Here is an 11,906-nt window from a genome sequence, read left to right as displayed (position 1 = left end):
GGCAACCTGCCTCCTCCTGGAACGACCCGGCTGCGACCACGATCGGGCCCTGCGCTGTGTTTTGAAAGAAATTGTTGCGTGGGTCGAAATAGAACGTCACCGGACCGCCCGGGGCGGTGAACGCTACGTTCGCGCCATTCGGCACGCCGCCGGCACCATAGTTGATGTCCCACGATCCGTTGACGGCAATCTTGTACTCATAGGGGCCTGCGGGCAGGTCAAAGGTTCCGGCGTAGATGCCGTCTGCGCGCTCGGTGAGCTTGGCGGCCTCACAGCCGGGCTGCCAGTCACCGGCGCAGCCGATCTCCGAGTTGAGGCTGCCGGCAACGGTGACCATCTCGATGGCCGGCGGCTCAGTACCTGTGTCGGAGAGCGTGATGGTGTTGCCCACAGAGGCAAAGGTCGAGGCGGCCGAACGGTTGCCGGCGGCATCCGTGGCTACCGCGCGATACTCGATCAGCGTTCCCGCGGCGAGCCCGGCGGTGTCGTGGAAGACCCGGGGGGTGGTGTCCTCGGCGGTGCCGAGGGGGGTCCAGGCCGCGGAGCCGACGACGCGCCACGCGAAGCCGGTCTCGGCCCAGGTGGCATCGTCGACCGTGGCCGCGATCGGCGAGACTCCGGACAGGCCTGCGCCGGCCTGGGGGACGGCGACGCTGATTGCGGTGGCCGCTGTCGGCGCCGTGACCGGGCGGTCGGCGACCAGGACGACCGATCCGAGCGCGGGGACGGTCACTGAAAGCTCACCAGTTGCGCTGGCGCTGCCGGGGGTTCCGTTCCCATAAAGCACGGAAAAAACAGCGTTGTCGGTCAGTGTCGGTACGGTGACCGTCTTCGCGGAGGCCGAGTTGTTGACGGCGACGAGGTGTTCGATCTTTTCAGTGCGATCCACGCGGCTGAAGGCGTAGATACCAGCTCCGGTGTCGGTGTAACGCTCGATTTGCGCGCCGGTGGCTAGCGCCGGGTGAGTCTTTCGGAGCGCGGAGAGCGCATTGATATGCGTGTACAGCGGGGCATCCGTGTCGAACCGGTCGACCGATCCGGCCGGCTCCCCGGTGATCAGCGACTGGTTCGTGTAGTCGGTCACCTGGCTGGCGAACAGGGACTGGCGGGCATCCTTGTCACCGCCGGTGCCGGCGAAGCCCTGCTCATCTCCGTAGTAGACGACGGGCTGGCCGCGGGTCAGATACATGAGTTCGTGAGCGAGTTTGTCGCGCTGCACCGGGGAATCGGTGTTCTTCAGAAAGTAGCCGATCCGACCCATGTCGTGGTTGCCGAGAAAGGTTGGCAGTGCGTAGGCGTTCGAGTCGGGGGTCGTGAAGTGGTCGTCGTTTGCGAACAGCTGGCTGAGGCCCTTCGCCGAGTTGCCGGCGGCGAAGCTCGTGGCCTGCGACTGGAAACCGAAATCGAGGACTGAGCTGAGATCGGTATCCCGCACGTAGGGAGAGGTTTTGGCGGCATCCGCGTCATAGACCTCGCCGAACATGAAGAAGTCGGGCTTGCCCTGGGCGAGTGCATAGTCGTGTACAGCGGTGGACCAGGTCTCCCAGAACTCGAAGTTGACATGTTTGACGGTGTCGATGCGGAATCCGTCGATGCCGAGGTCGATCCACGTCTTGTAGACGTCGATGAAGCCATTCACGACCGCGGGGTTCTCGGTCATCAGATCGTCAAGGCCGGAGAAATCACCGTCGAGCGCGCTCTCGCCCTCGAAGGTCGAGTCGCCGCGGTTGTGGTAATTTGTGGGGTCGTTCAGCCACGCGGGCACCTTACGGTCGGCATTGGCCGGGGTGACCGTGGGGGTGTACGGGAACGAAGTTGTGTCGAGTACCGGAAAATCAGCCGTACCGGCGTAGTCGGCCGGATCAAAGGGGTCGCCGGCGGCCGTGGTGTACGGGCTGGTGGTTTTGTCGATGTAGGTGTATTCCTTTTCGACGTTGTCGATCAGGTCTGCGGTGTGGTTGGTGATGATGTCGAAGTAGACCTTGATACCTCGGGCGTGCGCGTCGGCGATGAGGGCTTCAAGTTCAGCGTTTGTGCCCAAATGCGGATCGATCCGGGTGAAGTCGGTGATCCAGTAGCCGTGGTACCCAGCGGAGGCGGTTGCACCCTCGCCCTGCACCGGGTTGTTCATGAACGACGGCGTGAGCCAGAGGGCGCTCGTTCCGAGCCCCTGGATGTAGTCGAGGGAGGAGCGGAGTCCCGCGAGGTCACCGCCGTTATAGAAGCCCTTGTTGGTCGGATCGAAGCCCGAGAGCTGCGCATCAGCGCCGAGGCCCGCGGTGTTGTTGGTGGAGTCGCCGTCCTTGAAACGGTCCGTCATCACGAAGTAAAACTGCTCGTCGCTGCCTGGTTCGCGAATCGGAGCGGCCGCGAGGGCGGCATCCGCTTCGGAATAGGGACCGGCGAGTGAGAGCGGTTCGAGACCGACCCGCTTCTGGGCGAGGTCGAAGGTGAAGCGCAGGGCGCTGTCACCCGCGATTGTCAGGGGGATGTTGTCGGCGCCGCCGTTGAGTCCGTAGCCGACATCCCACGTGTCGTTCAACGCCACCTTGTAGTCGTAACTGCCCGCGGGGAGGGTGAACTCTGCCGACCAGACGCCGTCGATCCCGGTTGGAATCAGTTCGGTGGCAGAGCAATCCGGCTGCCAATCCGCACTGCACCCGAGTTCGTTCTGCAGGCTTCCGACGAGGGCTACCGTGGGCGTTGTCGCCGCCGCAGCGATCGGAGCGAAGACGAGACCCGAGACGATGATCGCCCCGGAGCTGATCGTGGCCAGAATGCGGCGTACGGCGCTGCGACTCGTCAACATTGACTCTCCTCGTTCGGCGCCGAGTGGCGCGCGGGATAACAGGAGAGAGGTTACAGCTCTTCACGCCAATACTGCAAGCGTTTACATTACCGGGGTCAGGAATCTATCGATCCACCCCAAGAGCCCAGACCGGCACCCCGATACCCGCCCGGTAGCCGGTCACGCGGCTACCGGGCGATGCGGCTTACGCGAACGCGGCGGGCAGTGTGGCGCGGTGGCGCGCCTGCAGGTCGGCAATCGACACCGAGAACTGGTCCTGAATCTCGAGCGCGCCCAGTTCGGCATCCGTTACGCCAACGCGCAGCACCGGGTACTCGCGGCCCTTGCAGAGGCCGAGGAACTTCACGTCATCTTCACGCGGAACAGACACGATTACGCGCCCGGCCGACTCGGAGAACAGTGCAACGGATGCGTCGATGCCGTCACGCTCGCAAATGTCACCGAGCCACACGCGGGCACCAACACCGAACCGCATCACCGCTTCGGCAAGGGCCTGGGCGAGCCCGCCCTCGCTCAGGTCGTGCGCGCTGTCGATGAGGGCTTCCTTCGACGCGGCGTGCAGCAGCCCCGCAAGGGCTACTTCGCGCTTGAGGTCCACGGCTGGCGGACGGCCACCGAGGTGGTTGTGCACCACGCCCGACCACGCCGAACCGTCGAGCTCCTCGGCGGTGGTGCCGAGCAGGTAGATGTTGTGGCCGTCATCCTGCCAGCCGCTGGGGGTGCGGCGTCCCACGTCGTCAATCACGCCGAGCACGGCGACAACGGGGGTGGGGTGAATGGGCTGATCACCGGTTTGGTTATAGAACGACACGTTGCCGCCGGTGACGGGAATACCGAGCTCGAGGCATCCGTCGGCCAAAGCCGTGACGGCCTCACGGAACTGCCACATGACCTCGGGGTTTTCGGGGGAGCCGAAGTTGAGGCAGTCGCTCACGCCGGCCGGAATGGCACCGGTCGCGGCTACGTTGCGATACGCCTCGGCGAGGGCAAGCTGCGCACCGCGGTACGGGTCGAGCTGGCAGTAGCGCCCGTTCGCGTCGGTAGCGATGGCGAAGCCGAGTCCGCTCTCCTCGTCGACACGAATCATGCCGCCGTCATCGGGGAACGCGAGGGCCGTGTTGCCGCCCACATAGTGGTCGTACTGGTCGGTGATCCAGCTCGGGTCGGCCAGGTTCGGCGAACCGAGCAGATCGAGGAACTGCGTGCGCAGCGTCTCGGAGTCGAGGGCCCGGGGCAGGGCGCTCGCGGAGTCGGCCTGCAGGGCGTCGATCCAGGTGGGGTAGGCGAGCGGGCGCTCGTAAACGGGGCCGTCGACGGCCACGGTGCGGGGGAGAACGTTGACGATCTCCTCGCCGTGCCAGTTGATAATGAGGCGACCGGTGTCGGTGACCTCACCGAGCACGCTGGTTTCCACATCCCACTTCTTGGTGACAGCGAGGAAGCCCTCGAGCTTCTCGGGCGTCACCACGGCCATCATGCGCTCCTGGCTCTCCGACATGAGAATCTCTTCCGCGGTGAGCGTGGGGTCGCGCAGCAGAACCTTGTTGAGTTCGATGAACATGCCACCGTCGCCGTTGGAGGCGAGCTCGCTCGTGGCACAGCTGATGCCGGCGGCGCCCAGGTCCTGAATACCCTCCACCAGCTTGAGCTGGAACAGTTCGAGACAGCACTCAATGAGCACCTTTTCGGCGAACGGGTCGCCCACCTGCACGGCGGGACGCTTGGTCGGTCCGCCGGCCGAGAACGTGTCGGAGGCGAGAATGGATGCCCCGCCAATGCCGTCGCCGCCGGTGCGGGCTCCAAAGAGAATCACCTTGTTACCGGCGCCGCGCGCATTGGCGAGATGCAGGTCCTCGTGACGCAGCACGCCCACCGACAGGGCGTTCACGAGCGGGTTGCCCTGGTACACGGAGTCGAAGTAGGTTTCGCCGCCAATATTGGGCAGGCCCAGGCAGTTGCCGTAGAACGAGATACCCGAGACAACGCCGTGCACGACGCGGGCCGTGTCGGGGTCGTTGATGTCGCCGAAGCGCAGGGCATCCATCACGGCCACCGGGCGGGCACCCATCGAGATGATGTCGCGCACAATTCCGCCCACACCGGTGGCGGCACCCTGGAACGGCTCAATGTAGGAGGGGTGGTTGTGGGATTCGATTTTGAACGTGACAGCCCAGCCCTCACCCACGTCGAGCACGCCGGCGTTCTCGCCCATGCCCACCATCAGGTTCTTGGTCATCTCGGGGGAGACCTTGTCGCCGAACTGGCGCAGGTACATCTTCGAGCTCTTGTAGGAGCAGTGCTCGCTCCACATCACCGAGTACATGGCGAGCTCGCCCGAGGTGGGGCGGCGGCCCAGAATCTCGCGGATCTTCGCGTACTCGTCGGCCTTGAGCCCCAGCGCGCCGTAGGGCTGCTCCTTCTCGGGCGTAGCTTCGGCGTTCGCGACGGTGTCGGCGATGCCGCGGGACGGGGTGTTGGAAACAGCGGTCACGTGGCGTTCTCCCAGATATAGCGGATGCTTGACCCGCTCAGTCTATCCGTCGCCCCGCTAGGCGCTTGCGACCTCTCTTGCCCGGAGGTCCTTGCGCAGGATCTTGCCGGAGGCCGACTTGGGAATCACATCAATGAACTCCACCACGCGAATCTTCTTGTGCGGCGCAACACGTTCGGCAACCCACTCCATAATGATCTCCGCAGTGACGGCGTCAATCGCAACGGACACCACGAAAGCCTTGGGGATTTCCTGGCCATCGGCATCCAGAACACCGATCACGGCCACGTCGGCGACGTGCGGGTGGCCAAGCAGGAGGGCCTCCAGCTCGGCGGGCGCAATCTGGTACCCCTTGTACTTGATGAGTTCCTTGCTGCGGTCAACGATGCGCACCACACCATTGGCGTTCACCGTGGCGACGTCACCGGTGTGCAGAAAACCGTCGGCGTCGATGGTCTCGCGGGTGGCCTCCTCGTTGCCGAGATAGCCGAGCATCACGTTCGGGCCGCGCACGAGCAGCTCACCCGGGTCGCTCACTCCCTCGCTCGGCAGGGGGATCTCTTCGCCGGTTTCGAGCGAAATGAGCATGCATTCCATATTCGGAAGGGTTACCCCCACGGAGTCCCGCGAAATCTCGGCGGCGTCAAGAGGGATGAGGTGACTTACCGGGCTCGCCTCGGTCATGCCGTAGCCCTGCAGAATGCGGCAGTCCAGTCGGGTTGCCACCGCCTGCGCCAGCGCACCATCGAGCGGGGCCGCGCCCGAGAGAATGGTGTGCACGCTCGAGAGATCGTAGCTATCCACCAGCGGATGCTTCGCCAAAGCCACCGCAATCGGCGGCGCGATGAAGACATACGTGCAGCGCTCGTCCTGAATCATGCGCAGAAACTCGGTGAGGTCGAACTTGGCCATGGTCACCAGGGTGGCCCGCTGCTTGAACGCGAGGTTCAGCAGAACGGTCATGCCGTAGATGTGGAAGAACGGCAGCAACGCCAGAACCCTGTCCTCCGGGACCACCCCAATCAGGCCTCGGGCCTGCTGAACGTTGGCGATGAGGTTGCGGTGGCTGAGCATCACGCCCTTGGCGCGACCGGTGGTGCCCGAGGAGAAGGGCAACACGGCCACGTGCGTGCGGGAGTTGATAGACACGTCGGGCACGGCGGCATCCGTTGCTAACAAATCGGCGAGCGAGGGGTGTCCTTCGGCGCCATCGATCACCACGATCTGATCGTTGGAGATGCCAGCCGCATGCGCCGCCGCACGGGCGCCGGCCAGGAGCGGGCTCACCGTGACGAGCCAGGTTGCTCCGGCTGCCTCGAGCTGACTCTGAATCTCGCCGGGGGTGTAGAGCGAATTGATGGTCGTGACGGTGGCTCCCGAGCGCAAAATACCGTGGAAGACGCTCGCAAATGCCGGAATGTTGGGGCAGAGCAGCCCCACCACGGTGCCGGCACCCGCCCCGCTGTCGGCGAGAGCGGCGGCCACTCGATTGATCTGGTCCACGAGGGTGCGATACGTCGTCGTGGACCCGGTCGCACCGTTAATGATGGCGATCTGGTCGAGCTCGGACTCCGTGAGGTCGCCGAACAGATAGTCGTAGATGCTCTGGTCGGGGATATCGACGGGGGCGTAAGGGCTCGTGAACACGAAGGATCTCCTTTGATCGGATAGTGCTTTCCGGTGGGGGCGCGAGGCGCTTGCCGGTATCGCACAGGCTACCGTGCGCCGGAGTGCGCTAGCTGCACACCGCCCATGAATCTGGCCTGTGCATAACTCGGTTGGGGAATCGAGCGGCTATATGCTGAGCGCACAAATGCAATGTCCCTCATCGGGGCATCAGTGCGAAAGGTCGCCATGTCGAATCAGTCACCCCACCCGGGAAATGACCAGCCGGCTCCACCCCAGCCTCCGGTGACGTATGCGCAGAACGCCTATGCGCCCTACAGCGCCCCCGTCCTCTACCAGCCGGTCTATGCCGCCTCGCCTCCCACCGGGTTGAGCGTCACCTCACTGGTCTTGGGCCTCATTTCGGTTTTCTTTGGCTTCACGTTTCTGGTGCCGCTCGGCGCCCTGATCTTTGGGATCGTGGGGCTCAAGCGCGAGCCAGCGGGCCGGGGAATGGCGATCACCGGAATCATCATCGGCGGCATCTTCATGCTCTTTTGGGTCCTCTTCGGCAGCGCCATTCTCACCCTGATCCTCGGCTCGCTGTCTCTGGTGTCGAGCACCGTCTGACCGGTCGGGGACACTGCTTCGGCGCAAAGTGCGTGCAAGATAGAACCATGAAATCGCAGACTCTGCCGAACACGAACCTCGAAACGTCCAGCATCATTCTGGGACTGATGAGGATTTCCTCAATGACCGATGGCGAGATTGGTGCCCTCGTGGGCGCCGCTCGTGACGCCGGAATCGACTTCTTCGACCACGCCGACATCTACGGCAGCCCGACCCACGAATGCGAGCGGCGCTTCGGCGACGCCGTCACGTTCACCGCGGCGGAACGCGAGGCGGTCACGATTCAGTCCAAGGTGGGCATCCGCTCGGGATTCTGGGATTTCTCCACCGAACATATTCTGAGTTCGGTTGATGAGTCGCTCGCGGCGCTGAAAACCGACTACCTCGACCTGCTGCTTTTGCACCGTCCCGACGCCCTCGTGGAACCGCACGAGGTGGCGGCCGCGTTCGACGCGCTGCAGAGCTCGGGCAAGGTGCGCAACTTTGGTGTCTCCAACCACACGCCCGGCCAGATCGAGCTGCTGAAGACCTCCGTCACACAGCCGCTTGTGGTGAACCAGGTGCAGTTGAGCCTCACGCACGCGCCGCTGATCACCGCGGGAATGTCGGCCAACATGGCCGGGCTCGAGCAGTCCATCGATCGTGGCAACGGAATCCTCGACTACTCACGCCTGAACGGCATCACCCTGCAGGCATGGTCGCCGTTCCAGAAGGGGTTCTTCGACGGGGTCTTCCTCGGCGACCGCGAAACATATGCGGCCCTGAACGATGTCATCGACGAGCTTGCCGCCCAATATTCCGTGGCGCCTGCGGCGATTGCCGTCGCCTGGATCACCCGTCACCCGGCCAACATTCAGGTGGTTCTCGGTACCACGAACCTGGACCACCTCGCGGATGCCGCGGCCGGCTCCGACGTGCCCCTCACCCGCCCGGAGTGGTACCGCCTGTTCACCGCAGCCGGTCACGTTCTGCCGTAAACCGGTTGCCGGCGCACATCACACCCTCCCGTTCGCCGGGACGGTGCGATGTGCGCCAGCGGATGCCGCGGGCCGCGCCCCCGAGCGCCGCCTCGCGCCAATCGCACCCTCCCGAACCACGGGAACGTGCGAACGGCGCCACCGAGGCTGGGAGCGGCCATTCGGGGTGGTGCGAAATCGCCGGAGGCTGTATCCGAGCGGGGGCGAAGCGGCTATCCTCTCAGCTGCCGACCCTTATCGAAAGGCGCACCGTGATCACCATCCGTGAAACTGTTGTCACCGAGTACGATTCCGAGGATCTCGAGCCGCTCGACGTTGAACTCGTCGTTTTTGACATGGCTGGAACCACCGTTCAGGACGACGGCCTCGTGGAACGGGCCTTTATTCTGGCCGTGCGCGATGTGGGAATCGCCACCACCGATGAGTCGCTCGCGGAGGCCATCGACTACGTGCGCGAGACCATGGGGCGGTCCAAAATGGAGGTCTTCCGCGCCCTCGCCCACGATGAGGACGCCGCCGAGCATGCCAATGCCGTGTTCGAAAGTACCTATCTGGAGCTTCTACAGGAGGGCGGCATCGCCGGAATCCCTGGAGTGGAAAACCTGTTCCGCGACCTGCGTTCCGCCGGCGTGAAGGTGGCCCTCATCACCGGTTTCTCTAGCGCCACTCAACAGGCCATCATCAGCGAACTCGGCTGGAGAGACCTCATTGACGCCGCTTTGTCACCCACGGATGCCGGCCGCGGTCGTCCGTTCCCCGACCTGCCGTTAATGGCCCTGCTGCGCACGGGTGCCACAAACGTGGGTGCCATGGTGGTCGTGGGCGACACGGCGAGCGACATCATTTCGGGCGTCAACGCCGGCGCGGGCCTCGTCGTGGGGGTTCTCAGCGGTGCCCACGACGCCGACACGCTCGAAGAAGCGGGCGCCGATGCCGTAATCGACAGCATCGCCGACCTGGGCGACCTCATTGGGCTCTCAGAGGTTCTCCTCTAGCGGCCCCACATCCCGTGCGGGTAAGCGGATGCCTCAGCTTCCGCCGCCGGGAGGCCCGACGCGGAGCAGGGCGGTCATGATCGCCACCAGGCCGAGCAGAAGAACGGTGGTGAAGAGGGCGGGCCGCACGAGCATCCAGCGCAGCAGCGCGCTCACTCGGGTGTGGTCCCGCGGATCGTCGGTGCGCGTGCGGCGCCAGCCGCCATCGAGCAGGCCGCGTTTCTCCAGCCCCCGGTCCAGCGGGATGGTTCCAAAGGGCACAATGGCGGTGATCACGGCGAGGGCCGTGAGTCGGGCACTCCAGTGCTGGTTCACGGCCAGAAGCACCGCCGTCATGCCGAAGGCGATGAACACGAGGCCGTGCACGAACCCACCCACCTGCACGCCCACCTCGCCGGCATCAAAGACGTACTTCATCAGCATGCCGGTGATCAGGAGCGCCCAGGTAATGGCTTCGGCGATGGCGACGGAACGAAAGAGTAGGCGGGGAGACACGACGATAACACTCCAGAAATGAGGCTGGTGGGGTGGACACCCCATCGTCGCAGGTTCCGCTGAGCGAGTGCCCGCACCGGGGACGGATGTTCGCAGTGTGTTCAGCGCCGTGTCCACCTAAGTGCCGACTATCAACAGGCCATGCAATTCCTTAGCGTTGAAGATGAGTTGGCCATGAGCGATCAGGGTCGCCAACTGCATCTGAACGGTGTGGGACAGCCCCCGATCGCTGACACCGCGCCGCTACTCTGCCCGATGACGTTGCCCACCTTCGCCGTTCGGACGTGGGCGCGGGGCCGACGACGGTCTTATTCGAGGCCGTTGTAGATGAGGAGCAGGATGTTTAGTCCGACTACCCGATCACGTTCCACCCACACCCGCGGCCTGACAGCGGGAATCGCCCTGACCGTTGCCCTGAGCGCCACGGTCATGGTGCCCGGCATTGCCAACGCGGCACCGAAACCGGCCCCTGCGGCCCCGATCGTGCATGGCGCCCTGATGAACTACGCCATCAACGTGACCAAGGCCAACGCGGGCCAGACGCAGAAGGTTGAGCGCGCCGTCGCCGCGGCCGGAGGTGTCGTGGTCAATTCCTACGCCGAGATTGGTGTGGTCATTGCGCAGTCCGACAACACGGTCTTCGCGCAGTCTCTGCGCGGTGACAAAGCCGTCGAGTCGGTGGGAGCCACCCGCACCGCTCCGGTCGGCGTCACCGACCCCACCTATCTGGGCGAGCCCGCCCTCCCCGGAACCGCTGAGCGTCGCAGCGCCGCTCAGACTAAGGACCAGGGGGTTGAGGCGGCCGTGCAGGTCGTTCCGGATCCGTCGGAAAGCCAGCAATGGGACATGTCACTGATCGGCGCCGATGCCGCTCACCAGATCACTGACGGTGACCGCAGTGTGCTCGTGGCCGTGCTCGACTCCGGCATTCAGGGCGACCACCCTGACCTCGCGGCCAACATTGACACCAGCGTCTCGGCCGGGTGCAACACCGGTGTGGCCCAAACGGATTACGCCGCGTGGCAGCCCACCACCAGCGCCCACGGTACGCACGTGGCCGGAACCATTGCCGCGGCTCGTAACGGCGTGGGCATCGTGGGAGTCGCCCCGAACGTGCGCCTCGCCTCGGTCAAGGTCGTGAACGACAGTGGCTTCATCTATCCGGAGGCCGCCATCTGCGGTTTCATGTACGCCACCTCCATCGGCGCGGACGTCACCAACAACAGCTATTACATCGACCCGTGGATGTTCTGGTGCGACACCGATGCCGATCAGGCTGCGGTGAAGACCGCCGTTAATCGTGCCGTGCAGTTCTCGCAGAACAATGGCGTTGTCAACGTGGCGGCAGCCGGTAACTCGAACATCGACCTGGCCAACAAGACAACGGATGCCTCGAGCCCGAACGACACCACCCCGGCACTTCGACCCATCGATACTGGTTGTGCCGACATTCCCGCCGAGCTTGAGGGCGTGGTAACCGTGTCGTCAACCACGCAGGCCAACGCCAAGTCGGGCTTCTCCAACTATGGCGAGAACGTCATTGATGTGGCCGCCCCGGGTTCGGCCATTCTGTCCACGGTCACCGGTGGCGGCTACGCCATCTATTCCGGTACCTCGATGGCGTCCCCGCACGCTGCCGGCGTTCTTGCGCTGCTGAAGTCCACGCACCCGAACGTGTCGGGTCAGGCACTCGCTAACCTCCTCGAAGTTCAGGCGTCCGACCTGCCGTGTCCGGATGGTTCGACCCAGTGCGTGGGTGGTGCCGCCAACAACGGCTTCTTTGGTGAGGGTCTGGTGAACGCCCTCAGTGCTGTCGAGTAGCAGTGCGGTGACGTAGCAGCGCCGTCACGTAAGCAGCGCCGTGAAGTAGCGCGGGCCGCAGTGCGGCTGCGCTACTTCACGGT

General features: G+C 64.5%; 8 protein-coding genes. 4 read left to right on the top strand and 4 right to left on the bottom strand.

Annotated elements, in window-relative coordinates; all coding sequences use genetic code 11:
- The 3 genes from H4V99_RS15595 to H4V99_RS15585 form a co-directional block, all read right to left on the bottom strand.
- A partial coding sequence (locus H4V99_RS15595; protein WP_280679834.1) for an alpha-amylase family glycosyl hydrolase occupies positions 1 to 2,809 on the bottom strand: 2,809 nt, incomplete at its 3' end.
- A gap of 184 nt (positions 2,810 to 2,993) precedes the next feature.
- Positions 2,994 to 5,300: a phosphoribosylformylglycinamidine synthase subunit PurL gene (gene purL / locus H4V99_RS15590; RefSeq protein ID WP_280679832.1), complete on the bottom strand. Its 2,307-nt coding sequence runs from the start codon at positions 5,298 to 5,300 to the stop codon at positions 2,994 to 2,996.
- Positions 5,301 to 5,357: 57 nt separating this feature from the next.
- Complete coding sequence (locus tag H4V99_RS15585; protein WP_280679830.1) at positions 5,358 to 6,947, bottom strand: AMP-binding protein; 1,590 nt, start codon at positions 6,945 to 6,947, stop codon at positions 5,358 to 5,360.
- Between the two features lie 207 nt (positions 6,948 to 7,154).
- On the opposite strand from H4V99_RS15585, the gene H4V99_RS15580 reads away from it, so the two are divergent.
- The 3 genes from H4V99_RS15580 (at position 7,155) to H4V99_RS15570 (ending at position 9,507) form a co-directional block, all read left to right on the top strand.
- Entirely contained in the window at positions 7,155 to 7,535 is a 381-nt protein-coding gene (locus H4V99_RS15580; protein WP_280679828.1) for a DUF4190 domain-containing protein, read from the top strand.
- A gap of 47 nt (positions 7,536 to 7,582) precedes the next feature.
- A complete protein-coding gene (locus H4V99_RS15575) occupies positions 7,583 to 8,512 on the top strand; it encodes an aldo/keto reductase (protein ID WP_280679827.1) in 930 nt (309 codons plus the stop codon).
- A 251-nt stretch (positions 8,513 to 8,763) separates the two neighbouring features.
- The gene (locus H4V99_RS15570; protein ID WP_280679826.1) at positions 8,764 to 9,507 is read left to right on the top strand and encodes a phosphonatase-like hydrolase; all 744 of its coding nucleotides are present in this window, start codon (positions 8,764 to 8,766) and stop codon (positions 9,505 to 9,507) included.
- A gap of 33 nt (positions 9,508 to 9,540) precedes the next feature.
- On the opposite strand, the gene H4V99_RS15565 is transcribed toward H4V99_RS15570, so the two are convergent.
- The gene (locus H4V99_RS15565; protein WP_280679825.1) at positions 9,541 to 10,002 is read right to left on the bottom strand and encodes a DUF3817 domain-containing protein; all 462 of its coding nucleotides are present in this window, start codon (positions 10,000 to 10,002) and stop codon (positions 9,541 to 9,543) included.
- A gap of 339 nt (positions 10,003 to 10,341) precedes the next feature.
- On the opposite strand from H4V99_RS15565, the gene H4V99_RS15560 reads away from it, so the two are divergent.
- Positions 10,342 to 11,823, top strand: a complete 1,482-nt coding sequence (locus H4V99_RS15560; RefSeq protein ID WP_280679823.1) for a S8 family serine peptidase — start codon at positions 10,342 to 10,344, stop codon at positions 11,821 to 11,823.
- Positions 11,824 to 11,906 lie beyond the last annotated feature (83 nt).

Source organism: Cryobacterium sp. CG_9.6 (assembly GCF_029893365.1).
Taxonomy (GTDB): domain Bacteria; phylum Actinomycetota; class Actinomycetes; order Actinomycetales; family Microbacteriaceae; genus Cryobacterium.
The sequence above is the reverse complement of the archived record's forward strand: the minus strand, read 5'-3'. Positions and strand labels throughout refer to the sequence as shown.

What these genes read in the sequence shown, in the direction of transcription:
- H4V99_RS15580 (WP_280679828.1), top strand. Translation starts at nt 7,155, where the DNA reads ATGTCGAATCAGTCACCCCACCCGGGAAATGACCAGCCGGCTCCACCC.
- H4V99_RS15575 (WP_280679827.1), top strand. Translation starts at nt 7,583, where the DNA reads ATGAAATCGCAGACTCTGCCGAACACGAACCTCGAAACGTCCAGCATC.
- H4V99_RS15560 (WP_280679823.1), top strand. Translation starts at nt 10,342, where the DNA reads ATGTTTAGTCCGACTACCCGATCACGTTCCACCCACACCCGCGGCCTG.